This is a genomic window from Actinomycetospora sp. TBRC 11914 (assembly GCF_012933465.1).
Classification (GTDB): Bacteria; Actinomycetota; Actinomycetes; order Mycobacteriales; family Pseudonocardiaceae; genus Actinomycetospora.
Genome location: NZ_JABBND010000013.1, coordinates 153,367 through 178,591 on the forward strand (window position 1 = coordinate 153,367; position 25,225 = coordinate 178,591).

Consider the following 25,225-nt stretch of genomic DNA (forward strand, 5'->3'; position numbering starts at 1 on the left):
GGCCGACCGACCTCGACGACGGGGCTTTCCTGCCACTGGATGCAAGCAACGACGCTTCGCTGGCACCGGGACCCCCTGTGCCAGGGTGGAGCGCGTGACGATCGCCCGGCCGCCGAGGACCCCCGCCATCCGCGCCCAGGTGCCGCCGTTCCACGTCATGGACGTCTGGGCGGCCGCCGCCGAGCGCCAGCGCACCCACGGCGACCTGGTCAACCTCTCCGCCGGACAGCCCTCGACCCCGGCGCCCATCGACGTCCGCGACGCGGCCGCGACGGCGCTCGAGGAGCAGATCCTCGGCTACTCCGGCTCGCTGGGCGTCCCCGAGCTCCGGGCCGCGATCGCCGCCCACCACCGCCGCCGCTACGGCGACGAGTCGGTGACCGCCGACGACGTCGTCGTCACCACCGGCGGCTCGGGCGGGTTCCTGCTGAGCTTCCTCGCGGCGTTCGACGCCGGCGACACGGTCGTCCTCGCCCGCCCCGGCTACCCCTGCTACCGGAACATCCTCGCGAGCCTGGGGTGCCGCGTCGTCGAGCTCCCGACGGGGCCCGGGACCCGCTTCCAGCCGACGGTCGCGATGCTCGACGAGCTCGACGAGGCCCCGGCCGGGCTGATCGTCGCGAGCCCCGCGAACCCGACCGGCACCGTCATCGACCCCGCCGAGCTGGCGGCGCTGTCCCGGTGGTGCGACGAGCACGGCACGCAGCTGATCAGCGACGAGATCTACCACGGCATCGAGTACGACTCCGGGGACCCGACGAGCCCCCGCTCCGAGACGGCCTGGAACACCGGCCACGAGGCCGTCGTCGTCACGAGCTTCTCGAAGTACTGGTCGATGACCGGCTGGCGGCTGGGGTGGCTGCTCGTCCCCGAGCGGCTCCGCCGGGCCGTCGACGTGATCTCCGGGAACTTCACCGTGTGCGCGCCGGTCCCGGCCCAGATGGCGGCGCTGGCGGCGTTCACCGAGGCCTCCTACGCCGAGGCCGACTCCCACGTCGAGCGGTACGCGGTCAACCGGGCGCTGCTGCTCGAGGGCCTGCCGCAGATCGGCATCACCCGTCTCGCGCCGGCCGACGGCGCGTTCTACGTGTACGCCGACGTCGGGCACCACACCGACGACACGCTGGCGTTCGGGCAGCGCATCCTCGCCGAGACCGGCGTCGCGGTGGCCCCGGGCATCGACTTCGACCCGGTCGACGGCCACACCTGGATCCGGCTCTCGTTCGCCGGCGCCACCGACGACGTCCGCGAGGCCCTGGTCCGGCTGGGCCGCTGGCTGCCGACGATCTAGCGGCGTCCCGACGGCGGGTGTGACCACGATCTCGGCCCCTCCCGGGCTGTCCCCGGGACCGCACGGTGGCGATGATGCACCGCGGAACGGTCCGACCCGCAACGGCGCGAGTCAGCCCGCCCGGGGGTGTGTCCCCGGGCGGCATCGAGCGACGACGGGAGGAGCCGCGGTGGATCCGCTGGCCGACATGGGGGGATCCCCGGGGTGGGGGCCCGCGAAGGTGCCGGACCCCGACGAGGCCCCGTTCGCCGAGCCCTGGGAGGGGCGCAGCTTCGCGCTGACCCTGCTCACGATGAACCGGGTGTCCGGGCGCAACCTCGACGCGTTCCGCTACGCCCTGGAGCGGCTCGACCCGGTCTCCTACCTCGCGGACGGGTACTACGGCCGCTGGCTCAACGCCGCCGAGCTCATGCTCACCGACAGCGCGGTGCTCGCCCCGGGGGCCGTCGACGCGCGGGCCCGGCGACTGGCGGGCGAGGAGGTCGAGGAGCCCGCCTTCCCGGAGCCGGCCAGGCCGGACTACGCCCCCACCGGCCCGGGGTCGCTGCGCGAGGTCGAGGGCCCGCCCGCGTTCGCCGTCGGCGGCGCGGTGGTCACCGCGGACCTGCGCCCCCGCGGCCCGTCCAAGCTCCCCGGGTACCTGCGCCGGCGGCGCGGGACGATCACCGCGGTCCGGCCGGGCCACCTGCTGCCCGACACCCATGCGGTGTTCGAGGGGGAGAACCCGCAGTACGTCTACACCGTCGGCTTCCCCTCGACCGAGCTGTGGGGCCCCGACGCCGAGCCGTTCACGCTGCACGCCGACCTGTTCGAGAGCTATCTGATCCCGGAGAGCGAGGCCGACCGGTGAGCGCTGCCGCCGAACGCCCGTCGCCCGCCCTGCGCACAGAGGCCATGGAGGCCCTCCTCGTGGAGCGCGGGCTGGTCGACCCGGCCGTGATGGACAGGTTCATCACCACCTACGAGCGCGACGTGGGCCCGCTCAACGGGGCGAAGGTCGTCGCGCGGGCCTGGACCGACCCGGAGTACCGGGAGCGCCTGCTCGCCGACGGCACCCCGGCGATCGCCGAGCTCGGGTTCGGCGGGCCCCAGGGCGAGCACATCGTGGTCCTGGAGCAGACCGACGACGTCCACCACGTCGTCGTCTGCACCCTCTGCTCCTGCTACCCGTGGCCGGTCCTCGGCCTGCCGCCGAGCTGGTACAAGGACCCGGCCTACCGGGCGCGGGTGGTGCGCGAGCCGCGGACCGTGCTGTACGAGATGGGCCTGGACCTCCCGGCCGGGAAGCGGATCGAGGTCTGGGACTCGTCGGCCGAGGTGCGCTACCTGGTGCTGCCCCAGCGCCCCGCGGGCACCGACGGCTGGGACGCCGACGCGCTCGCGGGGCTGGTCACCCGCGACGCCATGGTGGGCGTCGCGACCGTGGCGGCCCCGTGAGCGCGCCGCCGGGGCAGGCCCGGCTCGACGTCGCCGGGCCGGCCGCGCCGCCGCGCAGCAACGGCGAGCTCGTCTTCGCCGAGCCCTGGGAGAGCCGGGCGTTCGGGATGGCGGTGGCCCTGGCCGACGCCGGGCTGTTCGGCTGGGACGACTTCCGGGACCGGCTGATCGGGCGCATCGGGGCGTGGGAGGCCGAGCACGGCGTCGACGCCCCGGACTTCCGGTACTACGCCTGCTGGCTGGACGCCCTGGAGGACGTGCTCGTCGACGGCGCGGCGCTGACCGCCGGCGACGTGGCCGCGCGGTCCGCCGCGTTCGCGGAGCGGCCCGCGGGCCACGACCACGACCACGCCGACCACGCCCACTGACGTCGGGACCCGGAGCGTCAGGCCTCCCCCGGAGGCTCGTGGGAGCGGATGGGCGTCACCGGGCCCTCCCACCGTTCGATCTCCACGAGCACCCGGGCCCCGCTGCACCCCTGCGAGAGCGACGACGACCCGACGTCGGGCGTGAGCACGTTGACGTTCCCCGCCGCGCACAGCACCGGCTCCACGCCGGGGACGGGGGAGAACCAGGCGCCGGTGGACATCTGCACCACCCCGGGCAGCAGGTCGTCGGTCAGCGTGACGCCGCCGAGGCAGGCGCCGCGGTCGTTGAACACGCGGACCACGTCGCCGTCGGCCAGCCCGCGCGCCGCGGCGTCGGCCGTCGTCATCCGCACGGGCTCCCGCGCGGCGACCTTCGACCCCCGGCTGTGCGGGCCGAAGTCGAGCTGGCTGTGCAGGCGGGTGGCCGGGTTGTTCGCGAGCAGCACGAGCGGGAACCGGGCGGCCCGCGGCGAGCCCGCCCACTCCGTCGGCTCGTGCCAGACGGGGTGACCGGGACAGTCGGCGTACCCGAACGACGCGATCCGGGCCGAGGCCAGCTCGATCCGCCCGCTCGGTGTCGCGAGCGGGCGGCCGGTCGGGTCGGCGCGGAACTCCGCGAGGAGCGTCGACGGCACGAGTGCCGGGGCGTCGGTCCGTCCGGCCGCCCAGAACGCGTCGAAGTCCGGCCGCCCGGGGGTCGTGGCGCGCCACTGCTCGTAGAGGTGGCGCAGCCACTGCGCGGCGGTGCGTCCCTCGGTGTAGCGCTCGGCCACGCCCAGCTCGCCGGCCAGGGCGGCGAAGATCGTGTAGTCGTCCCGGGCCCCGGCGTGGGGCGGTGCGGCCGCGCGCATCGCGGTGATCACCGGCTCGGTCCGCGAGGCCCCGATGTCGTCGCGCTCGAGCGTGACGGTGGCCGGGAGCACGACGTCGGCGTGACGGGCCGTGGACGTCCAGTACGGCTCGTGCACCACGACGGTCGGGACCCGGCGCCACGCCTCGCGCAGCCGGCCGAGGTCCTGGTGGTGGTGGAACGGGTTGCCACCGCACCAGTAGACGAGCTCGATCGACGGGTACCGGTGCGTCGCGCCGTCGTAGGGGTACTCGCCGCCCGGTCGGAGCAGCATGTCCGCGATCCGCGCCACCGGGATGCGCGTCCGGCACGCGTTCACGCCCTGGGGCAGCGTCGGGATCGGGCCCGTGTGGGCGGGGTGGCCGTTGTCGCCGACCGACCCGTAGCCGTGCCCGAACCCTCCGCCGGGCAGCCCGATCTGGCCGAGCAGGGCGGCCAGCAGGACCCCCGCCCACACCGGCTGCTCCCCGAACTCGGCCCGCTGCAGCGAGAAGGTGACGGTGATCATCGTGCGCCGCTCGGCCATCCGCCGGGCCAGCGCCACGATCTCCCCCGCCTCCACCCCGCAGATCGGCGCCGCCCAGGCCGCCGACCGCGGCACCCCGTCGGTCCGTCCGAGCAGGTAGCCGATCGCGGTGTCGGCGCCGGTGCAGTGGGTCCGCAGGAACGCCTCGTCGTGCAGCCCGGCGACCACCAGCTCGTGGCCGAGGGCCAGCAGCAGCGCCGTGTCCGAGCCGGGCCGCACCGGGAGCCACCGGCCGTGCACCTCGGCGGGCAGGTCCCGGCGGTCGGGGCCGACCAGGACGAACTCCGTCCCGCGGCGCGCCATCGCGGTGAGCGCGCTCCCCGTGGTGTGCGCCGTGCGACCGCCCGGCGCGACCGCGGTGTTCTTGGCGGGCACGCCGCCCACGCACACCATCAGGGTGGTGTGCTCCACCAGGACGTCCCAGCTGGTCAGCCCGCGCAGCACCGTCGCGCCGCCCCCGAGGACGTGGGGGAGCAGGACCTCCGCGGTGCCCGCGCTGTAGGTGTTGACCGAGGCGACGTAGCCGCCGAGGGCACCCAGGAACCGGTGGACCTGGCCCTGCGCGTGGTGGAACCGTCCCGCGCTCGACCACCCGTACGAGCCCCCGAACACCGACTCCGGCCCGGACCGGTCGTACACGCGTCGCAGCTCGCCGGCGAGCAGCGGGATCACGTCGTCCCACCCGACGGGCACGAACCGGTCCTCCCCCCGGCGCGGGTCCGCGCCCGGGCCGTCGCGCAGCCAGCCCTCGCGCACCATCGGGGTCGTGGTGCGCAGGGGGTGGCGCAGCGACCCGACGACGTTGTCGAGCAGCGGGGACGGGCACGGGTCGTCCGGGGCCGGGCGGACCGCGGTCACCTCGCCGTGGGTGATCTCGGGGGAGTAGGCGCCCCAGTGCGCGAGGTGGTCGGGGCTCACCGGCTCGTGCGCAGGACGTCGAGCGTGCGCCAGGCCCGCGTCGCCAGGTGGAGGTTGAACCAGACGTCCGGGTCGTTGAGGTCGACCTCGGCGATCTGCCGGATGCGCTGGAGGCGGTACTTGAGCGTGTTGCGGTGGACGATGAGCGACTTCGCGGTGAGCTCGTAGTTGCCGCCGCGCTCCAGGTGGTGGGCGAGGGTGCGGACCAGTTCCGAGCTGCGGCACGCGTCGTACTCGAGCAGCTTGCCCAGCCAGCGCTGCACGAACCGCTCGACCTCGCCGAGGTCCTCGACGCCCACCAGCAGCTGGTAGACCCCGAGGTCGTCGAACCGGACCGCGCGGTCGTCCTGCTCCGCCTGCGCGGGGAGACGCAGCGCCAGCCGCGCCTGCCGGTAGGAGCGGGGGAAGTCGCCCACCTGGTCGCAGCGCTGTCCGACGCCCATCCGGGCCCGACCGCCCCCCATCTCGCGCAGCACGGCGCGCCGGAGGTGCTCCCAGTCCGGTTCGCTGTCCGCGAGCAGGACCACCTCGTCGCGGCGGGCGACGACGAGCGAGCCGGCCGGCTCGTCGCGCGCGGCCCGGCGGACCGCCTGGAAGAGGACGTCGTCGTCGTGCGCCCGCCCGTGCCCGGCCCGGCCCTCGACGACGACGACCCGGTGCGGGCGCTGCAGGTCGTAGCCCAGCGCCATCGCCCGGGCGAGGCTGGACTCCTCGTCGGTGCCGCCGAGCAGCTCGTCGACCACGTCGCGGCGCAGCCGCAGCTCGCTCTCGGCGAGGCTGCGGACCCGCGCGAGCTCCATCGCGAGAATGGTCGCCGAGTGCTCCAGCGCCATCAGCTCGGCCTCGCCGGCGCGGTGCTCGGGGTCGCGCAGCACGATCGCGCCGAGGGTGTCGCCCTGCGGATGGGCGAGGGCGAGGACCTGGGCGCCGTGGCGCAGGGGCCGGGCCTCGCGGGCGGCGCGGGCCAGCAGCCGCTCGCGGCAGGCCGGTGACTCCTTGGGGTACGGGGTGGGGCGCTCGGAGCCCGCCCACGCCTGGAGGTTGCCGTGGCGGTCCTCGATGGCCACGTCGAGGCCGGTCAGCTCGTGCACCGCGCGGGCGATCCCGTCCCGGCCCTCCCCGGACACGGCGACGGCCGTCAGCCGGCTGTGGATGTCCATGCTGCGCCGGAGTGCCTCGACGGTGCCCCGCAACCGGTCGTTGACCGCGACCAGCGTGGCCGCGGTGGCCTGTTCCTGGTCGTGGAGCCGGCGGTTGGCCAGCGCGTCCCCGGTCTGCTGGGCCAGCGCCCGGAGCAGGAACGTCTCCTCGCCGGAGAACTCCGTCGGTCCCGCGACGACGAGGTGCCCCAGGTGGTCGTCGGTCCGCCGCAGCGGCCAGGCCCAGGCGTGCCGCAGCCCGGCGACCGCCACCTCGCCCTCGGACGGCCCCAGCCCGGCGACGGCCGCCGCGAGCTCCCGGGGCTCCGTGTCCCCGGCCAGCACCACCCGGGCGTACCCGCACCGGGCCACCGACGGCGCGGCCCCGCTCGCGAGCAGGAGGATCTGCGCCTCGTCGGCGCCCTCGGCCATCATCTTCCCGAGCAGGAGCAGGCTGCGCATGCTCGAGAGCAGGGCGCGCTCCGTCCGGTCGGGCGGGGCCGCGGTGACCCTCACGACGCGGTGGCCGGTCTCCGGCCGAGGTAGTCGTGCGGGTCGGTGTACCAGGGGTTCTCCACCAGCTGGCCGCCGATCAGCACGGCCGGGTGGGTCTGCAGGATCTCGACGACGAGCTCCCCGTCGCTGAACCGCTCGAGGTCGTAGAGGCAGAGGGCGACGAGCGGGTAGCGCGGCAGGAAGTCGTTGAGCCGGGACTCGTAGGAGAGCAGCCCCTCGACGCCGGGCCGCCCGGAGAGGGCCCAGGTCATCTCGCCGACCGAGCGCACCGACGCGAAGCCGTCGCGCGTGACCGCGCCCCCGACCTCGGTCTCCCAGAACGCGAGCATCCGGTCGATGACGAAGCACCCGTCGGCGAGGTACGTCGACTCGGAGTCGGTCGACCGCAGGCACCCCCGCGCGAGCTCGGGGTCCGACACCGACTCCGCGAGCAGGTCGATCACCGCGGTCTCGGCCGCCGGATCGTCGGTCACGCACAGGCACATGTCGCCCGCGCGGAGGCCCTCGCGCAGGTAGGGCACCAGCAGGGCGTCACGCTGCTCCGGGCCGCGGTAGAAGGCACAGATGTGGTCGCCGGGCCGGAGCCGGACGCCGGGGAGCCCCATCGTCATCGATGCCGCCATGACCTACCTCTGTGTCGTAGATCACACACCGTACTGCGGGACGAGGGTGTCCGGACAGGACCACACGGCCCTCGATCTGCGCCGGACGCTACGGGGCCACCCGGGCCAGTGGCCTCGGCCACGAGGGACGGAACCCGGCCGCGGCATGGTCCCGCCGGGACGAGGACGGGTCAGCTCACCTTCCAGTCCACCGCGACGACGCCGGCGGGCGTCGCGAGCACCGGGTTCAGGTCGATCTCGCCGACGTCGCCCGCCACCAGCGCGTCGCCGGCCCCGACGATGGTGTCCGCGAGCGCGTCCAGGTCGACCGGCGCGGCGCCGCGCGCCCCGGTGAGCAGCGGGAATCCCCGGAGCCGGGTGAGCAGCTCCCGGGCGTCGGCCCGGTCCAGCGGGGCGAGGGCGAACGCGACGTCGGCGAGCACCTCGATCCAGATGCCGCCGAGGCCCACCATCACCACCGGCCCGAAGACCGGGTCCCGGAGCGCGCCGACGGCGACCTCGACGCCGGTCAGCTGCGGCTGCACGAGCACCGGGCCGTGGGCGAGCAGTTCCTGCGCCGCGGCGCGGACGTCCGCCGCGCCGGAGAGCCCGACCCGCACGCCGCCCAGCTCCGTCCGGTGCGCGACACCCGCGATCTTCACGACCACCGGGAACGTCGTGGCCGCCGCGACCGCCTCGTCGGGATCGGCGCAGGTGACCGACCGCGCGGTCGCGACGCCGAACCGCGCGAGGAACGCCGCCCCCGCCTCCGGGTCCAGCGGCGGGGGCGCCGCGACCGGGACGACCGGCCGGGGCGCGACGGGGCGGCGCTCGCGCCGGCGGGCCCAGCGCTGCGCGTGCCCGAGCGCCCGCGCCGTCCGGGCCGGCCACTCGAAGCAGGGCACCCCGCTCTCCTGGAGCAGGTCCGCGTTCGGGCGGGCGTCGCGCGGCGCGACCCAGCACACCGCGACCGGCACCTCGACCCCGTCGGCCCGCAGCGCCGCGACGGCGTCCCGCAGCCCCTCGGCGGTCGCGGCGTCCATCGCCGCACGCTGCAGCAGCACGGGGACGACCACGTCGACCTCCCCGCTGCGCGCCAGCAGGTCGGTCAGCGCCGGGTAGAGCTCGGCGAAGCGCGACCACACCGGGGTCACGTCCACCGGGTTCACCGGGCTCGCGAAGGGGGGCAGCATCGCGCGGATCCGCTCCTGCAGCCCCGGTGACAGCGCCGGCACCGCGAGCCCCTCGTCGGCCAGGAGGTCGCACAGCTCCACGCCGACCCCGCCGGAGTTCGTGATCACCGCGACCCGGTCACCCGTCGGGCGGGGCTGGCCGTCGAGCGCCCGGGCGACGTCGAGGAGCTCCTGTCCGGAGGCCACCTCGACGATGCCGGCCTGCCGGAACACGCCCTCCCAGACCGTCCGCGTCGCGGCCAGGGCGGCGGTGTGCGACGCGGCCGCGCGGACCCCGGCGTCCGACCGCCCGGTCTTCGCGACGATCACCGGCTTCTCGGCCCCGGTCCGCCGCGCGGCCTCCACGAACGCACGCCCGCCGAATTCGGAGGAGCACGCCGACAGGGACTCCAGGAGGAAGCACAGCGTCCGCGTCGCCGGGTCGGCGGCGAGCTCGCCGAGCAGCTCGGCGATGCTGACGTCGCAGGTGTTCCCGGGAGCGAGGATCTTGGCGAACCGGGTGCGCTCGTCGACGGCGAGGGTGCGGATCGCCATCCCGTACGCCCCGGACTGGCTGACCAGCGAGATCCCGCCGCCGCCGTCCGGGAGCCCGGTCGCCATCGACGCGTTCAGCGGCAGGTCGCAGTTCTGGATGCCGAAGCAGTTCGGGCCCACGACGCGCACGGACCCCGCGGCGGCGACCAGCTCCTCCTGCAGGGCGGCGCCGTCGGGACCGGTTTCGGCGAAGCCGCCCGAGAGGACCACCATCGCCTCGACGCCCGCCGCCGCCGCATCCGCGGCGACCGCGGGGACGGCCTTCGCCGGCACCGAGACGACGGCGAGGTCGATCGGCCCCGCGACGTCGCGCAGCGACTCCCCGCCGCGCACCGGCACGACCTCGCCCGGGAAGTCGGCGAGGTTGGCGGCGAGCACCTGGCCGAGGCTCCCGGGCCGGTCGGAGGCGCCGACGAGCGCCACCCGCCGCGGGCGGAACAGCGCGTCGAGCAGGCTCATCGCGCCACCCCGGAGAGCCCGGGGGTGCGCGCGAGCTCCACCTCGGCGAACTCCGACCGCCGCACCCCGAGCGGGTCCACCGCCCGCACCGCCGCGAGCTCGGCCGGCGACGGCGGGTCGAGCAGCCCGTCGGCGCCGTCGAGGGCGACCCGGAGCTCGAAGCCGGTCGCCGCCGCCACGTCGTCGACGTCGACGTCCGGCCACAGCGCGCGGAGCCGGGCGTGGCCGTCCCCGTCGAAGTCGAACGCGCCGAGCTCGGTGACCAGCCACTGCGGCCCGCCGCCGGTGTAGCCCAGCTCGGCGCGGGAGCCCTCGCGCGTGCGGTGGCCCAGGTCCGTGAGGAAGTCCAGGTCGGCGACCAGCGTCCGGCCCGCCCGGTGCCGCGAGGTCCAGACCGTCAGCGCGCCGATGCTCGCGGAGATGTTCCCGCCGCCGCCCCCGCCGCCGAGCTTGATCTTCGGGTGCGGCATCCCGCCGATCGCGGTGACGTTCGTGCTGCCGTAGCCGTCGATCTGGCCGCCGGAGAGGAACATCCGGTCGACCGCGCCCCGGCACGCGGCGTCGAAGAACTCCTCGAACCGCATCCGGTAGACCGCGTCGCGGTGCAGCGCGAGGTCGTTGCCGGTGGGCGGGACGAACACCGGGACCGGGTCGACGGCGTAGGTCGCGCCCTCGATGAGCAGGCAGTCCGGGGCGTGGGTGCGCTTGGCGACGTGCATCGCGACCTGCGCGCACGGGCTCGCGAACCCGTGGAACACCGCTTCGGTGTCCCGGATCGTCCGGGCCAGCGCGACGACGAACGCCTCGTCGAGGGTCCAGCTCCGCTGCGCCGCGTGGCCGGCGTCCAGTGCCCAGCTCACCGGAACAGCTCCTGCCACGCCCGGGTGGACCCCGACCACGCCGCCAGCCGCTCCGGGTCGACGTCCTTCGCGTAGGTGTCCTCGTCGACGTGGACGTAGCGGGCGAGGTACTCGTCGAGCGCGGTGCCGCCCGCCGTCGCCGCGGCCAGGTACGCCGCGAGGTGCGGCCGGTCGTAGGCGTAGCCCGGGTAGCACGACGACGGGTGCGCCCCGTAGGGCACCTCGGCGACCGCCGCGACCAGGTGGCCGGGCACGACGACGCCGGCGCCGACCAGCTCCGCCGTCGGGACGATCCGGTCCACCGTCGCGACGACCGCCACCGACGCGTGGGCGAAGCGCTCGTCGAGGACGAACGGCTGGTCGAGGTGCAGGTTCCCGTGCGCGTCGCCGAGCGGGGCGTGCAGCAGCGCGACGTCGGGTCGCAGCGGCGGCACCACGACGAGCTCCTCGCCGGTGAACGGGCACGTCATCCGCGCGTACTCGGGGTGGAGCCCCTCCACGTCGGTGCCCTTGATGCCCCGCACCGGCAGGAACGGCACGCCCGCCTCGGCGGCCCGCAGCTGGGCGAGGACCGTCGCGCAGCAGCTCTCCCGGACCTCGACCGAGCCGTCGCGGGCCGCCCGCCGGAATGCGGGTGCCAGCCCGAGGTCCTGCTCGAACCCGACGTAGCTCTCCTCGCACACCCCGACCGCCCCGGCCGCGATCAGCAGGTCGACGTCGATGCTGTGCGCCGAGCCGACGAGGTGCAGGTCGCGCCGGCCCTGCCGGACCATCTCGCGGACCAGCGCCATCGGCAGCCGGGCGCAGAGCCCGCCGCCCAGCGCGACCAGCGCGCCGTCGCCGACCCGGGCCGCGGCCTCGGCGAGGGAGGCGCGCTTGTCGCCCCCGAGGTGGAAGCTCATCGTCGACTCCCTCATTGCGCGGTCATCCCCCCGTCCGACGTGACGACCGACCCGGTCATGAACGACGCCTCGTCGCTCGCGAGGAACGCCGCCACCGCGGCGATGTCCTCCGGGGTCCCGAGCCGGCCGAGGGGGTACTTGGGGAGCGTCTGCGCCACGCCGGCCTCCGGGTCGCCCTCGCCGCGGGCCCGGAACAGCGGCTCGGTCATCGGGGTACGGCAGGTGCCGGGGCAGATGGCGTTGACGCGGATGCCGCGCGGCGCGAGGTCGACGGCCATCGCCCGCGTCAGCGCGACCACGGCGCCCTTCGCCGCGCTGTAGGCCGCCAGGTACTGCACCCCGACGAGCGCGGCGATCGAGCCCTGGTTGACGATCGCGCCGCCGGGTCCGAGGTGCTCGAGCGCGGCCCGCGAGGTCAGGTACGTCCCGCGCGCGTGCACGCCGAAGGTCCGGTCCCAGGTGTCCTCGGGGGTGTCCTCGACCGAGCCGAGGTCCATGGTCCCGGCGTTGTTGTAGACCGCGTCGAGGCGCCCGAGCTCGGCCACGGCGAGGTCGACGGCCGTCGTGACCTCGTCGGCGTCCGCGACGTCGGCACAGAGCGCGAGCGCCCGGCCCTCGTGCTCCTTCTCGACGAGCATCGTGGTCAGCGCGGCGCCCTCGGGCCGGACGTCGAGGACCGCGACGCTCGCCCCCTCGGCGGCGAAGCGCAGCGCGGCGGCCTGGCCGATGCCCGAGCCCGCCCCGGTGACCAGCACGACCTTGCCCGCGAACCGATCGGTCATCGCGCGGTCCACCCTCCGTCGACGACCAGCGCGTGGCCGGTCATGTAGCCCATCCGCCCGGACGCGAGCACCGAGATCGCGTCCGCCACCTCGTCGGGCTCCGCGACCCGCCCGAGGGGGATGTTCGCCTCGACCTGGGCGGCGAGCTCGGGGACGTCGAGCCGCCACTGCGTCATGGGGGTCCGGACGAACCCGGGGCACACCGCGTTCGACCGGATGCCGGCCGCGGCGTAGTCCAGCGCCAGCGCCTTCGCGAACATCAGGGCGGCGCCCTTGGACGCGGTGTAGGCGCACCGGCCCGGGAAGGCCGCGATGCCGGCCGACGAGGCGACCGTGATGACGTGCCCCGCGCCGTGGGCGAGCATCGTGGGGAGCACCGCGCGGCTGCACAGGAACGGGCCGCGCACGTTGGTCGCGAGGACCCGGTCCAGGTCCGCCACGGGCGTCTCGTGGCACACCGTCGCCGCCGGGCCGCCGGTGGTCCCGGCGTTGTTGACCAGGACGTCGATCCGTCCGAACCGGGCGAGGACCGCCCCCACCGCGTCCTCGACGGCCGCCGCATCCCCGACGTCGGCGGTCAGCGCCAGGTCGCCCGGGTCCGCGGTCGGCGGCGGGACCAGGTCGATCACGGCGAGGGCGAACCCGTCCTCGCTCAGCCGCGCGCACGTCGCCCGCCCGATCCCCGAGCCCCCGCCGGTCACGACGGCGACCCGCGTCCCGCCGCTCATCCGGCGCTCGCCGTGACCCGCTGCGCGGCCTGGGCCGCGACGAGGACCGGGTCGTAGACCGGGGCGTAGGGCGGCGCGTAGGACAGGTCGAGGTCGGCGAGGTCGTCGACCGAGAGCCCCGCGTGCAGCGCGGTGGCGACGACGTCGACCCGCTTCGCGGCGCCCTCCCGCCCGACGAGCTGCGCACCGAGCAGCCGGCCCCCGGGCTCGTGGACCACGCGGACGTGCACCGGGCTGACCCCGGGGTAGTACTTGGCGCGGCTGCGGCTCACGACGTCCGCGGCGACGGCGGCGAACCCGGCGGCGCGGGCCTCGGCGAGCGTGAGGCCGGTGCGGGCGACCTCGAGGTCGAACACCTTGACCACCGCGGTCCCGACGATGCCGGCGAACCGCGCGTCGCCGCCCGCCGCGACGGTGCCCGCGACCCGGCCGGTCTTGTTCGCCGTCGGCCCGAGCGGGACGAAGGCGGGCGCGCCCAGCACGCGGTGGTACGGCGCGATGCAGTCCCCGGCCGCCCACACCCCGGGCAGCGAGGTGCGCATCCGGTCGTCGACCAGCAGCGCGCCGCCCGGCCCGGTCCGCGCGCCCGCGCCGGCCAGCAGGTCCGCGGCCGGGCCGACGCCCGTGCAGGTGACGACGACGTCGACGCCCTCGTCGGCCGCGAGCGGGACCGCGTCGGTGCCCAGCCGCAGGTCGACGTGGGTGCGCACGTGCTCCTCGACGACGGCGGCGACCTCGGGGTCGAGGGTGGTCGGCAGCACCCGGTCCAGCCGCTCGGCGACCGTGACCGCGACCCCGCGCCCGGCCAGGGCCTCGGCGGTCTCCAGGCCGATGTAGCCCGCGCCGACGACGAGGGCGCGCCGCACCCCGCCCGCGTCGACGAGCGCGCGCAGGTCGACCAGGTCCTCGACGGTGCGCACCACGAACCCGGGCCGGTCGGCGGGGCGCGGCAGCGGGATCGTCGTCGGCCTGCCCCCGGTGGCGACGACGAGCGCGGTGTACCCGAGCGGCGGACCCTCCCGGTGGAGCACGAGCCGCCGGTCGGTGTCGACCCCGACGACCTCCGTGCCCAGGCGCAGGTCGATGCCGCGTCGCTCCCGGAAGAACGACGGCGGGTACGCGACCAGGTCCTCGGCCGCTCCGACCAGCCCGGCAAGGTGGTAGGGCAGGCCGCAGAGCCCGGCCGCCGCGTACCCGGTCGCCTCGAGGACGACGACCTCGAGGCCGGGGTCGGTCCGGCGGGCCGCCGACGCCGCGGACATCCCCGCGGCGCCGCCGCCGAGAACCACGAGCCGACCGGCCACGAGCGGAAACGCTACGGGCGACCCGGTGGCCGGAGTCACAGCCCGGACGGCCGAAGAAGGCCGGGGGCCTCGTCCGCCCGGGACGAGGTCGGGACCCCCTCCGTCGCCGTACATTGCTCCGGGTGTGGGACCGCCCCGACTTCCTGAGGCTCCCCGAACGCTCCGGGAAGCCGCGGTCGAGCGGGATCACGCACGTCCTCGACAAGGGGTCCTCACCCGCCGTGGTGGACGGCCTCCTGACCGCCGCGGCCGACCTGGTCGACGTGGTCAAGATCGGCTGGGGCATCGGCTACCTCGACCGCGCCCTCAAGCAGCGGGTGGCGGCCTACCAGCGCTCCGGGGTGCTCGTCTGCCTCGGCGGCACCCTCGTCGAGATCGCCGCGGCCCAGGGTGAGCTCCTCGCGCTGCGCCGCTGGGCCGCGGCGGAGGGCATCGACGCGCTCGAGGTGTCGAACGGCCTGGCCTGGCTGGGCCCGGGTTCCCAGCGCGCGCTGGTCGCCGAGCTCGCGACGGACTTCACCGTGCTCGCCGAGGCGGGCGCGAAGGACGCCGCGGCGCCGGTCGCCGGCGCGGAGTGGGCCGAGGAGATGAACGCCGACCTGGCGGCCGGCGCCGCGTGGGTGATCGCCGAGGGCCGTGAGTCGGGCACCGTCGGGATCTACGACGCGGACGGCGCGGTGCGGGCCGCGCTGGTCGAGGAGCTCGCGGGCGCCGTCCCCGTCGAGCGGGTGATCTTCGAGGCGCCGGTGAAGGCCCAGCAGGCCTGGTTCGTGCGCCGGTTCGGCCCCGAGGTCAACCTCGGCAACATCGCCCCCGACGACGTGCTCCCCCTCGAGACCCTGCGGCTGGGCCTGCGGGCGGACACGGCGGTGCGGCCGTGACCCCGGACCCGCCGGGCCCCATTCCGGCTGCCCGGCCGAACACCCGCTCCCACCCCTACCGCGGCCTGTCGGTCCAGGAGGTCGACATCCCGCTCACCCCGGCCGCGGTCGAGGAGCACCTGCTCGGGCGCGAGGTCTACCGGCGCACCGACTACCTCGCGCTGCGCCGCGGCGGGGCGACCTGCGTCGTCGAGGTGCGCAAGGCCGACACGACACCGCTGTTCTCCCCGGTGGTCGCGCTCCGGATCCTCTCCGGAGCCGACGAGACGGCGTGGGTGCACGCGCCGGACGTCGACGTCGGCAACGCCACCGCGCTCGCGGGCGCCGCCGTCCCCGGGGCGCTCACGACCGTGGTGCTCGGCCGCTTCGAGCACGTCAACTTCATCCACCGGCCGGCCCCGGTCCGGGTCCGGGTCACCGAGGTGGTGCCCCCCTCCCCGCCGAAGCTGCACGCCCAGGCCGTCCAGTGCGTGGCGTTCGACGAGGACCTGCCCCCGGTCGACCTGGTCCTCGACGCCGTCCGGGTCGAGGACGTCGCCGCCGCCCACCCGGCGTCGCGCTACCTGCTCCCGTGCCGGGGCTCCGGGGCCGACCTCGGGGACGCGCCCGTGGCCTACCTCGACACCCGGCCCGCCGCGCGGGACGACTGGTTGCTCATCGGGTGCGAGCGCTCGGCGCAGTTCCACGAGCACTTCTACGGCGACACCCCGCCGCGGGCCGACCTGTGCCCCCGCCGCCGGGCCGCCCCGGAGCGGATGCCGACGCTGACGAAGTGCTGCCTGCTCGAGCGGGGGCTCGAGACGACCGACGACACCGCCGTCGTGCCGTGGGGCGCCTCCCTCGACGAGGTCCGCGAGGGCCTCCGGAAGCTCGTGCTGTGAGCAGCCACCTCACCGACTCGGTCATCTACGGCCACCTCTGGACCGTCCCCGAGCTGCACGACCTGCTCGACGACGCCGGCCGCACCCGCACCTGGCTGGAGATCCTCTCCGCGCTCGCGGCCGCCCAGGCCGAGGTCGGGCTCGTGCCCGCCGAGGCCGCGGCGGCCATCGCCGAGCACGCGCGCCCGGAACGCCTGGACCTCGCCGAGGTGGGCGCCGGCACCCGCGCCACCGGCCACTCCACGCTGGGCCTGATCAACGCGCTGCGGGCGGTGCTCCCCGAGCACGCGCGGGAGTGGGTGTACTACGGCGCGACGGTGCAGGACGTCACCGACACCTGGTTCGGGCTCCTCGTGCGGGCGACCGCGGACGTCGTGGCCCGCGACCTCGACCGGGTGCGCCGCGCGGCGGCCTCGCTCGCCCGCCGCCACCGGGACACCGTGATGTGCGGGCGGACCCACGCCCAGCCGGGGAAGCCGATCACGTTCGGGTTCAAGGCCGCCGTGTGGGTCGACGAGATCGACCGGCACCGCGAGCGGCTCGCCCAGCTCCGCCCGCGCGTCGAGGTGGTCCAGCTCGGCGGCGCGCTGGGCACCCTGGAGTTCTGGGGCCCGCGGGCACTGGAGCTGGTGGGGGCCTTCGCCGGCCGGCTCGGGCTGGGCGCCCCGGACCTCCCCTGGATCACGGCCCGGGACCGCGTGGCGGAGTTCCTCGGGTTCCTGGCGCTGGTCACCGGCACGCTCGCGAAGATCGGCACCGAGATCGTCGAGCTCGCGCGCCCGGAGATCGGCGAGGTCGGCGAGCCCGTCGTCGCCGGCACCGTCGGGAGCATCACGATGCCGCACAAGCGCAACCCCGAGCTCTCCGAGCACCTCGACACCCTCGCCCGGATCGTCCGCGCCGACGCCGGGGTCGCGCTCGAGGGTCTCGTCGCGCTCCACGAGCGCGACGGCCGCGGCTGGAAGGCCGAGTGGCTCGCGCTGCCCGAGGCCTGCCAGCTCACCGGGGCGGCCCTCGGGATCGCGGTGCGGCTGCTGGAAGGTCTCACCGTCGACGCGGGCCGGATGCGGGCCAACCTCGACGCGCACGGCACCGCCCTGGCCTCCGAGCCGCTCATGGCCGCGCTGGCCGCCCGGATCGGGAAGCACTCCGCGCACGAGGCGGTGCACGCCGCCGCCGTGGCCGCCCGGGACGACGGCGTCGACCTCGGGGAGCGGCTGGTCCGGGACGGGCTGCTGTGTCCCGAGGAGGTCGAGGCGGCCCGGGATCCGGCGCGCTCCCTCGGCGCGGCGACCGCCTTCGTGGACCGGATCCTCGCGCGCGACCCCGCCGTCCGGTGAGCGGCCCGCTCGCGCCCCCGCGGGTCCGGCTCGCGACGCTGCCGACCCCGTTGCAGCCCGCCCCGCGGCTCTCCGAGGTCGCCGGGGTGGAGATCTGGCTCAAGCGCGACGACCTCACCGGTCTGGGCCTCGGCGGGAACAAGGTGCGCGGCCTCGAGTACCTGCTCGGCGACGCGCTCGCCCGCGGCTGCGACCACCTCGTGACCGGGGGAGGCCCCGGGTCGAACTGGGCGATGCTGGCCGCGCTCGCGGCCCGGCGGCACGGCCTCCGGGCGACCCTGGTCTGCTACGGCGACGAGGTGCCCGCCGTCGGGAACGCGGCCCTGGCGGTGCTCGCCGAGGCCCGGCTCCGCTTCACCGGCGATCCCGACCGGGCGTCCGTGGACCGCGTCGTCGAGGCGGTGGCCGCCGAGCTGCGGGCGGCCGGGGAGCGGCCGCTCGCGCTCGGCCGGGGCGGGGCCACCCCGGTGGGCGCCCTCGGCTACGCGACCGCGGCCGTCGAGCTCGCCGGCCAGCTCGCCGCCACGGGCGTCGGGCCGGCGTCGTTCTGGCTCGCGACCGGCTCCTGCGGCACGCAGGGCGGGCTGCACGCGGGGGTGGCGTGGCAGCGCCTGGGCGGCGTGGTCGGGGTGACCGTCAGCCGTCCGGCGCCGGTGTGCGTCGAGCGCGTGACCGCGCTGGCCCGGGGGGTCGCCGACCTGCTCGGGGTGCCGGCCCCGGCCGCGGCGCCGACCGTCGTCGACGGCCACCTCGGCCCCGGCTACGGGAGACGTTCGGCCGAGGGCGACGAGGCCGCCGCGCTGGTCGCCCGGACCGAGGGCGTGTTCCTCGACCCGGTGTTCGGCGCGAAGGCGATGGCGGGCCTCCTCGCGGCCACGCGGCGGGGTGAGGTCACCGGTCCGGTGGTGTTCCTGGTGAGCGGGGGCGCGCCGACGCTGTTCACCACGTCCTGACCGCACCGTGACCGGCGGGTGGGGCCGCGGCCGGGTGTCCTGCGGGGCCAAGGAATCCGACCGCGGCGCGCGGCGTGGCTACCGTCGGACGCCGAGGCTGTGACCTGGACCACCAGCCGTGGGTCGCGCCCGGAGACCGGCAGGGAGGCCGCCCATGCGCGTCGGAGACCGCGACATCCTCATCCCCACCTCGATGGTGGGCAACTACCCGAACCCGCGCTGGTGGGACGCCGGCCCGGTCCGCGACTGGTCCGGGGACCAGGAACCGCCCGACTCCTTCAACGCCGAGGCCCTCGGCGACGCGATGGGGGCGCTCGTCGCCGACCAGGAGCGGGCCGGGCTCGACATCATCACCGACGGCCGGCTGCAGGCCGACTGCTACGCCGACCAGGCGGTGTACTACTACCACCGGCGCCTCGGCCTGCAGATGGGCGGCGGCTACCTCGGCTTCCCGATCTACAGCCGCCTGCACGCCTCCACGGTGACCTCGGAGATCCGGCGGCGCGGCGGGATGATGGTCGAGCAGGCCCGGGCGCTGCGCCGGGCGACCGACAAGCCGATCAAGGTGCAGTACACCGGCGTCCAGGTGCTCGCCCAGACGATGGAGGACCGGTTCTACCCGGACCCCCGGGCGCGGGCGCTCGCCGTCGCGGACGCGCTCAACGCGGACCTCCGCGAGGTCGACCGGATGGGGGTCGAGTTCATCCAGCTCGACGAGTTCACCTGGCCCTACTTCTTCGAGGACTGGGCGATCGAGGCCTTCGACCGGGTCGTCGAGGGCGTCACCAACGCGAAGATCATCTGCCACGTCTGTTGGGGCAACTGGGGTGGCACGCCCGCCTACTACCCCGACGAGACCGCGCAGGCCGGGGAGATCTTCGACCTCACGGAGCGGCGCGGGGAGGCCCCGTCCGCCACCGCGTCCGTCGTCCCGAAGTCGTACGAGGCGCGGATCGACGTGCTCAACCTCGAGAGCTGCGGGCGCCGGTCGGACGACCTGTCCGGCCTCGACGTCATGAAGAACCACCCGCTGCCCGACGGGATGGTGTTCTGGGCGGGCGTCATCGACGTGAAGTCGACGATCACCGAGACCGCCGAGCAGGTCGCCGACCGCATCCACCGGCTGCTGGAGTACATCCCGGCCGACCGGCTCGGCGTGACCACCGACTGCGGGCTGCCGATGATCCAGCGCTACATCGCCCAGGAGAAGCTGCACGCGCTCGTCGCGGGGACCGAGCTGGTCCGGGCGTCGCTGCGCTGAGCCCGCCGCGGGGGCGCCGGGACTCCCGGCGCCCCCACGACCCTCCTCACAGGTGCGTGAGCCGGCCCTTCCCCGCCCGCAGCCGGGAGAGCTGCACGAAGTGCTCCGGGTTGAGGAAGAGCTCGTTCATCCAGCCCAGCTCGTCGATCGTGAGCCCCTCGGGCCGGTGGATGAGGTGGTCGAGGTACTGGAACGCGTCCTTGGCCCCGTAGCCGCAGTGGTGGGCGCCGAGCACCTGGCGGGTGGTCCCATCGACGACGAGCTTCTGGAAGCCGGAGAGCTCCGGGCGGCGGAACGCGTAGAGCATCGACCCCTCCGCGCACGGCAGCGGGAGGTGCTCGGTGTCGAGCCCCTCGACGTAGGGCGGCATCTGGATGACGACCACGTCGTCGCGGGTGTCCCGGGCCTCCTGCTCGGTGAGCCCGACCCAGCTCACCTCGTAGGTGGTGTGCAGGAAGTCCGGGTACTCCGAGACGTCGAACTCCAGCTCCTCGCCCATGATGTTACGGGCCGCCGTCACCCCGGACTTGCGGGCCTTCCACATCTCCATCGCGCCGGCGATCATGTCGCCGATCGCGTACACGCCCGGCACCGAGGTCCGCATCCGGCGGTCGGTGACGACGCGGCCGCGGTCGTCGACCTCGATGCCCAGCACCGCCCGCGCCTCCGTCGTGTCCGGCCGCTCCCCGAGGCCGAGGAACACCATGTCCGCCTCCAGGCGGCGGGTGGAACCGTCTGCGAGCCGCACCGTCACCCCGGTGACCGGGCCGTCGGCGCCGACGCCCTCGACCGTCACCGGCTCGGCGCCCTCGAGGATCTCCATGCCCCGCCGCCGCATGCCGTCGACGACGTAGCGGCGCAGGTCCTCGTCGACGTGGTGCAGCGACGACGACCGCATCACCGGTGACCGGGACACCATCGTCGTCGGGCAGCCGGTCGCGTGGAAGAACGAGCCGTACTCCATGGCGACCTTGCTGCCCCCGATCACCACGCAGCGCGCCGGCTCGGCGTCGAGGGACTCGACGAGGCTGATGAAGTCGTGCACCCCGGGCCGGCGGATCCCCGGCACGTCCGGGACGACCGGCCGGGCGCCGGTGCCGAGCACCAGGTTGCGGGCGCGGAAGGTCCGGCCGGCGACACGCACCGTGGTCGGGTCGACGAGCGACGCCCGGGCGTTCAGCACGTACTCGACGTCGAGCTGTTCCTTGGTCTGCCAGTTCATGAACGCGTGCGCACTGCTGCGACCGGCGACGAACAGGTCGACGAGGTCCTTGATGCCGGCGCGGGAGGGGTCGAACTTCGGGAAGTACAGCTCGTCGGAGAACCACCGCATCCGGTCCAGCTCGGCCGCGGCCTCGGAGAACAGGTGGTGCGGCACGCACGCCTGGTGCGGGCACGAGCCGCCGAGGAACGGCCACGCGTCGACGATCAGCGGGCGCCCGCCCATCGCGCGGAGGTAGGCCGCCCCGAACCGTCCGCCGGCACCGCCGCCGACGAACACCGCGTCGTAGGGCCGCTCGTCCCCGGGATCGAGGTTGGTGATCGGCTCCGGGTCGGGGTCGGCGAGGCAGCGCTCGATCAGGGCGTTCCACTCGGCGAGGTCGGGGTGCTGCTCGCGGATGTCCATCGGTCACCGTCCGGGTCGTGGGGGGTCTCCGTCGTCGGTGGGGCCCGCGAGGGCGGCCGCGCGCCGCCGGAGCTCGGCCTCGGCCCCGTCGAACCCGGCTCGGCGGGCACGCACCGCGTCGCGGGCCTTCTCCGCGGCCGACTCGCAGGCGGCGGCCATGCGGCGGACCTCGTCCGGCGCGGCGCCGCCGCGGGTGGTCCGGGAGCGCACGATGCGGGCCGGGTCGACCACCTCGGACAGGTCCCGCGCGCCGAGCGCCGCCGCGAGCTCCGCGGGGTCCACCCCGGCCTCGGCGGCCGCGGCGGTGAGGTGGGCGGCGGTCAGGTCGGCGCCGGTGAGGCCCGCCTCGGCCGCCCGGCGCACCGCGACCCCGACCACGTCGTAGGCGCTGCGGTAGTCCAGCCCCGCCGTGACCATGAGGTGCTCGGCGACGTCGGCGGCCTGCGAGAAGCCGCCGCGCAGGGCCGCCTCCATCGCGGCCGCGTCGACCTCGAGCTCCGCGACGACACCCGCCATGAGCCGGGTGGCGCGGGTCGCCAGATCCAGCGCCCGGGGGACCTCGCCGTAGGCGAGGATCAGGTTGTCGCTGCGGGCCGACGGGCTCTTGGCCAGCGCGAGCATCCCGGTCGCCCGGCCGATCAGCACCCCCGCCTCGCCCCGGACCATCGTCAGCGCGTACGGGTTGCGCTTCTGCGGCATCAGGATGCTCGTGCGGGTGTGCCCGACGGCGAGGCGGACCCAGCCGAACTCCGCGCTGCTCCAGATCTCGAGGTCCTCGGCGAGCCGGTCGAGGGTGGTCGCCAGCCCCGCGGCGTGCCCGACGGTCGCGGTGAAGCCGTCGGACTGCCACATCGCGTCGCGGGTGTGCTCGACGACGTCGGCGAACCCGAGCAGCCGCGCGGTGCGGGCCCGGTCCCCGGTCAGCGGGCTGCCGTTGACCGCGCCGGCCCCCGCCGGGCTCCGGTCGACGCCGTCGAGGTCCGCGCCGAGCCGGTCGACCTCGCGCAGCGCCGGCGCCACCATCCCGAGCAGGTAGTGCCCGAACGTCGAGGGCTGGGCGTGCTGCAGGTAGGTCTGGTCGACCATCAGCGTCTCGGCGTGGGCCGCGGCCGTGCGGGCCCCGGCCAGCGCGAACTCCGCGGCCGCCTCGACGAGGTCGCAGAGATCCCGGCGCACGCGCAGGCGCAGCGCGATGCGGACGGCCTCGCGACGGGGTCGCCCGGCGTGCAGCCAGCCGGCATCGCGCCCGATCGCCGCGGCGAAGCGCTTCTCGCGGCAGTTGTAGACCTCGCCGTCGCGCGGGTCGTACCCGAACTCCCCGGCCGGGGTCCGGTCCGCCTCGCACAGCACGGCGGCCAGTCGTGGCACGGCCCGCTCCGGGACGACGCCCTGCTCGACGAGCACCAGCAGGTGGGCCAGGTCCGCGGCGTTGAGGCCGTCGTGCAGCAGCGGTGCGTCGGCCACCTCCACGGCGAATCCGGCGTCCACGAGCTCTTCGGCGTAGCGGCCGCTCACGGGACCGAGCATCGCCGCGCGCGCCCGGGGCGACCATGTCCGGAGGGGACGAATCCGACCGCCGACCCTGGCCCACCCGCCCGCCCCGCGCCGACGATGGGCACGTGCCCGACCCCGACCGCTACGGCGCCGAGATCTACGCGGGCGGTCCGGACGGCCGGGTCCCGGCGCTGCCCACCGACCCGTCCCGGCTGGAGGTCGCCGCCCGCCGGGTGCTCCCCGCGCACGCGTTCGACTACGTCGCGGGCGGAGCCGGCTCCGGCGCGACGATGCGCGCCAACCGGGCGGCCTTCGACCGCGTCGGCCTCGTCCCGCGGATGCTGCGCGGCAACCACGTGCGGGACTGGTCGACGACGGTGCTGGGCACGCCGATGGCGGCGCCGCTGCTGCTCGGCCCGGTGGGGGTGCAGCACCTGCTGCACGACGACGGCGAGCTCGCCACCGCGCGGGCGGCCGCGGCGCTGGGCGTCCCGACGGTGCTCTCGACGGCGTCGTCGCACACCACCGAGGAGGTCGCGGCCGCGTCCGGCGACGGACCCCGCTGGTACCAGCTCTACCGGCCCACCGACGACGACGTGACCGCGAGCCTGCTGGCCCGGGCCCGCGCGGCCGGGTTCACCGTCCTCGTCGTCACGCTGGACACCTGGACGCTCGGGTGGCGGCCCCACGACCTCGACCGCGCCTACCTGCCGTTCCTGCGCGGGGTGGGGACGGCCATCCCGTTCTCCGACCCCGCCTTCCGCGCCGGCCTCGCCCGCCCGCCGGAGGACGACCTCGCGGCGGCCGTGCGCCACCGGCAGCGGCTCTTCACCGGCACCGCGTGGGGGTGGGACCGGTTGGCCCCGATCCGCGCGCAGTGGCCCGGACCGGTGGTGGTCAAGGGGATCCAGCGCGCCGAGGACGCCGAGACCGCCCTGAGGCTCGGGATGGACGGCGTGATCGTCTCCAACCACGGGGGACGGCAGGTCGACCGCGCGGTCGGGGCCCTCTCCGTGCTGCCGGGCGTCGTCGCGTCCGTCGCGGGACGGGCACCGGTGCTCTTCGACTCCGGGGTCCGCACGGGCGCCGACGCGGCGCTCGCCCTCGCGCTGGGCGCCGACGCGGTCCTCGTCGGGCGGCCCTACGCCTACGGGCTCGCCCTCGGCGGCCAGGCGGGCGTGCACCACGTCCTGCGCTGCCTGCTCGCCGAGCTCGACACCACGCTCGCGCTCGCCGGGTACCGCGACCTCGCCGAGCTGCGCTCGGCCCGCGACGTCGTGGCCGGCGCGCCCTGAGCGGCGCGCGCCGACCGACGTCCTCGGCGTGGCCGACTCACAGCGCCGCGCGCACCTCCCGGGCGGCCTGGCCCATGTTCCGCAGCTTCGCGTACGCGGTGGTGCGGCTGAAGTAGCCGAGCCCGCAGTCCGGCGCCACGAGGAGCCGGTCGGCCGGGATCACCTTCAGCGCGCGCCGGATCCGGTCGGCGATCTGCTCCACCGGCTCGACCATCGTGTTCTTCGCGTCGACGACCCCGACACCCAGCGTCTTGTCCGTCGGGAAGTCGGCGAACGCCTCGAGCTCGACGAAGTCCTTGTTGGTGAACTCGAGGTGGATCACCTCGCAGGGAGACTCCCGGAACAGCGGCATCATGCCCGCCGCGTGGTTGTCGAAGATGTCGCGCTGGCCGTCCACGGAGCCGTAGCAGACGTGCCAGAACTTGATCATGTCGATGCCCTCGAACATGATCTCCTGGCACTCGATCTGCCACATGTCCTGGGTGTAGGGCGGCAGCACGTCGATGAGCTGGACGGCCTCCATGCCCATGTCCTGCAGGTAGTGCAGCTCCTTGTTCAGCGCGCGGGCGATGTCCTTGGCGAGCGCCACCCCGTCGCCGTAGTGCTGGTCGTCCAGGATGATCGACTGCTGGGCGGGGCCGAGCATCGCGACCTTGAACGGGCGGTCGGTGGCGTGCTGCATCGCGTAGGCGACGGCCTCGAAGATCGGCCGGACCCACTCGACCTTCCCCCGCACCGTGCCCTTGTAGAACGGCGCGTACTTCGCGCCGTCGCCGGGCGGGCCGAAGTTGTCGATCCCGCCGAGGTTCTCCGGGATGAAGTGGAAGATCGGCTCCAGCTGGAAGCCGGGTGCCTCCCACTCGTAGTACTGGGCGCCGTCGCAGAGGATGTCGAGGCCGGCCGCCTCCTGTTCCCGGGCGGTCAGCTTGCAGGCGTCCTCGTAGGCGACGCGCAGGTTGTGGCTGCGGTAGGTGGGCTCGGTCCCGCAGCCGAGGACCCTCCCCTGCAGCCAGTGGGGCCGCGGGAAGGCGGAGACGGCCGACACCGGGAGCAGCACGTCCTCGTTCCGGATCCGCATGGTGAT

Annotated in this window: 22 protein-coding genes; 10 read left to right on the top strand and 12 right to left on the bottom strand. The window is 75.6% G+C overall.

Annotated elements, in window-relative coordinates; translation table 11 throughout:
* Positions 1 to 157: 157 nt before the first annotated feature.
* From HH311_RS20060 to HH311_RS32760, 4 genes are all read left to right on the top strand, one after another.
* Positions 158 to 1,291 carry a pyridoxal phosphate-dependent aminotransferase gene (locus HH311_RS20060; RefSeq protein ID WP_169185492.1) on the top strand — a complete coding sequence of 378 codons (1,134 nt, stop codon included), beginning with the start codon at positions 158 to 160 and terminating at the stop codon, positions 1,289 to 1,291.
* Positions 1,292 to 1,460: 169 nt separating this feature from the next.
* Positions 1,461 to 2,141, top strand: a complete 681-nt coding sequence (locus HH311_RS20065; protein ID WP_169185450.1) for an SH3-like domain-containing protein — start codon at positions 1,461 to 1,463, stop codon at positions 2,139 to 2,141.
* Complete coding sequence (gene nthA / locus HH311_RS20070; protein WP_312030268.1) at positions 2,138 to 2,728, top strand: nitrile hydratase subunit alpha; 591 nt, start codon at positions 2,138 to 2,140, stop codon at positions 2,726 to 2,728. The genes HH311_RS20065 and nthA overlap by 4 nt, the downstream gene beginning before the upstream one ends.
* Positions 2,725 to 3,096: a nitrile hydratase accessory protein gene (locus HH311_RS32760; RefSeq protein ID WP_169185451.1), complete on the top strand. Its 372-nt coding sequence runs from the start codon at positions 2,725 to 2,727 to the stop codon at positions 3,094 to 3,096. The genes nthA and HH311_RS32760 overlap by 4 nt, the downstream gene beginning before the upstream one ends.
* Before the next feature lie 17 nt (positions 3,097 to 3,113).
* On the opposite strand, the gene HH311_RS20080 is transcribed toward HH311_RS32760, so the two are convergent.
* The 9 genes from HH311_RS20080 to HH311_RS20120 form a co-directional block, all read right to left on the bottom strand.
* The gene (locus HH311_RS20080) at positions 3,114 to 5,390 is read right to left on the bottom strand and encodes a molybdopterin-dependent oxidoreductase (protein WP_169185452.1); all 2,277 of its coding nucleotides are present in this window, start codon (positions 5,388 to 5,390) and stop codon (positions 3,114 to 3,116) included.
* On the bottom strand, positions 5,387 to 7,045 hold the full coding sequence (locus HH311_RS33435; protein ID WP_211190510.1) for a helix-turn-helix domain-containing protein: 1,659 nt from the start codon (positions 7,043 to 7,045) through the stop codon (positions 5,387 to 5,389). Before HH311_RS33435 ends, HH311_RS20080 begins: the two co-directional genes overlap by 4 nt.
* Complete coding sequence (locus HH311_RS20090; RefSeq protein WP_169185453.1) at positions 7,042 to 7,668, bottom strand: MEDS domain-containing protein; 627 nt, start codon at positions 7,666 to 7,668, stop codon at positions 7,042 to 7,044. Before HH311_RS20090 ends, HH311_RS33435 begins: the two co-directional genes overlap by 4 nt.
* Before the next feature lie 170 nt (positions 7,669 to 7,838).
* Complete coding sequence (locus tag HH311_RS20095) at positions 7,839 to 9,833, bottom strand: acetate--CoA ligase family protein (protein WP_169185454.1); 1,995 nt, start codon at positions 9,831 to 9,833, stop codon at positions 7,839 to 7,841.
* Entirely contained in the window at positions 9,830 to 10,693 is an 864-nt protein-coding gene (locus HH311_RS20100) for a hypothetical protein (RefSeq protein WP_211190511.1), read from the bottom strand. The genes HH311_RS20095 and HH311_RS20100 overlap by 4 nt, the downstream gene beginning before the upstream one ends.
* Positions 10,690 to 11,595, bottom strand: a complete 906-nt coding sequence (locus HH311_RS20105) for a CoA transferase subunit A (RefSeq protein ID WP_211190512.1) — start codon at positions 11,593 to 11,595, stop codon at positions 10,690 to 10,692. The genes HH311_RS20100 and HH311_RS20105 overlap by 4 nt, the downstream gene beginning before the upstream one ends.
* An 11-nt stretch (positions 11,596 to 11,606) precedes the next feature.
* Entirely contained in the window at positions 11,607 to 12,377 is a 771-nt protein-coding gene (locus HH311_RS20110; protein WP_169185456.1) for an SDR family NAD(P)-dependent oxidoreductase, read from the bottom strand.
* Positions 12,374 to 13,105, bottom strand: coding sequence for an SDR family NAD(P)-dependent oxidoreductase (locus HH311_RS20115; RefSeq protein WP_169185457.1), 732 nt, complete (start codon positions 13,103 to 13,105; stop codon positions 12,374 to 12,376). The genes HH311_RS20110 and HH311_RS20115 overlap by 4 nt, the downstream gene beginning before the upstream one ends.
* A complete protein-coding gene (locus tag HH311_RS20120; RefSeq protein ID WP_169185458.1) occupies positions 13,102 to 14,409 on the bottom strand; it encodes an FAD-dependent oxidoreductase in 1,308 nt (435 codons plus the stop codon). The genes HH311_RS20115 and HH311_RS20120 overlap by 4 nt, the downstream gene beginning before the upstream one ends.
* Positions 14,410 to 14,531: 122 nt before the next feature.
* Between HH311_RS20120 and HH311_RS20125 the strand changes: the two genes are divergently transcribed.
* From HH311_RS20125 to HH311_RS20145, 5 genes are all read left to right on the top strand, one after another.
* Entirely contained in the window at positions 14,532 to 15,290 is a 759-nt protein-coding gene (locus HH311_RS20125) for a phosphosulfolactate synthase (RefSeq protein WP_169185459.1), read from the top strand.
* Positions 15,287 to 16,171, top strand: coding sequence for a hypothetical protein (locus HH311_RS20130; RefSeq protein ID WP_312030269.1), 885 nt, complete (start codon positions 15,287 to 15,289; stop codon positions 16,169 to 16,171). Before HH311_RS20125 ends, HH311_RS20130 begins: the two co-directional genes overlap by 4 nt.
* Positions 16,168 to 17,511 carry an adenylosuccinate lyase family protein gene (locus HH311_RS20135; protein WP_169185460.1) on the top strand — a complete coding sequence of 448 codons (1,344 nt, stop codon included), beginning with the start codon at positions 16,168 to 16,170 and terminating at the stop codon, positions 17,509 to 17,511. Before HH311_RS20130 ends, HH311_RS20135 begins: the two co-directional genes overlap by 4 nt.
* Positions 17,508 to 18,464 carry a 1-aminocyclopropane-1-carboxylate deaminase/D-cysteine desulfhydrase gene (locus tag HH311_RS20140; RefSeq protein ID WP_169185461.1) on the top strand — a complete coding sequence of 319 codons (957 nt, stop codon included), beginning with the start codon at positions 17,508 to 17,510 and terminating at the stop codon, positions 18,462 to 18,464. Before HH311_RS20135 ends, HH311_RS20140 begins: the two co-directional genes overlap by 4 nt.
* Before the next feature lie 154 nt (positions 18,465 to 18,618).
* Positions 18,619 to 19,725 (top strand): cobalamin-independent methionine synthase II family protein, encoded by a 1,107-nt coding sequence (locus tag HH311_RS20145; RefSeq protein ID WP_169185462.1) that lies wholly within the window; start codon positions 18,619 to 18,621, stop codon positions 19,723 to 19,725.
* A gap of 46 nt (positions 19,726 to 19,771) precedes the next feature.
* Here HH311_RS20145 and HH311_RS20150 read toward each other — a convergent pair whose 3' ends face one another.
* On the bottom strand, positions 19,772 to 21,352 hold the full coding sequence (locus tag HH311_RS20150) for an FAD-dependent oxidoreductase (RefSeq protein WP_169185463.1): 1,581 nt from the start codon (positions 21,350 to 21,352) through the stop codon (positions 19,772 to 19,774).
* Positions 21,353 to 21,355: 3 nt separating this feature from the next.
* Positions 21,356 to 22,867 (bottom strand): lyase family protein, encoded by a 1,512-nt coding sequence (locus HH311_RS20155; RefSeq protein WP_312030270.1) that lies wholly within the window; start codon positions 22,865 to 22,867, stop codon positions 21,356 to 21,358.
* A 104-nt stretch (positions 22,868 to 22,971) separates the two neighbouring features.
* Between HH311_RS20155 and HH311_RS20160 the strand changes: the two genes are divergently transcribed.
* Positions 22,972 to 24,141 (top strand): alpha-hydroxy-acid oxidizing protein, encoded by a 1,170-nt coding sequence (locus tag HH311_RS20160; protein ID WP_396027453.1) that lies wholly within the window; start codon positions 22,972 to 22,974, stop codon positions 24,139 to 24,141.
* 37 nt (positions 24,142 to 24,178) lie between these two features.
* On the opposite strand, the gene HH311_RS20165 is transcribed toward HH311_RS20160, so the two are convergent.
* Complete coding sequence (locus HH311_RS20165) at positions 24,179 to 25,219, bottom strand: hypothetical protein (protein ID WP_169185466.1); 1,041 nt, start codon at positions 25,217 to 25,219, stop codon at positions 24,179 to 24,181.
* Positions 25,220 to 25,225: the final 6 nt, after the last annotated feature.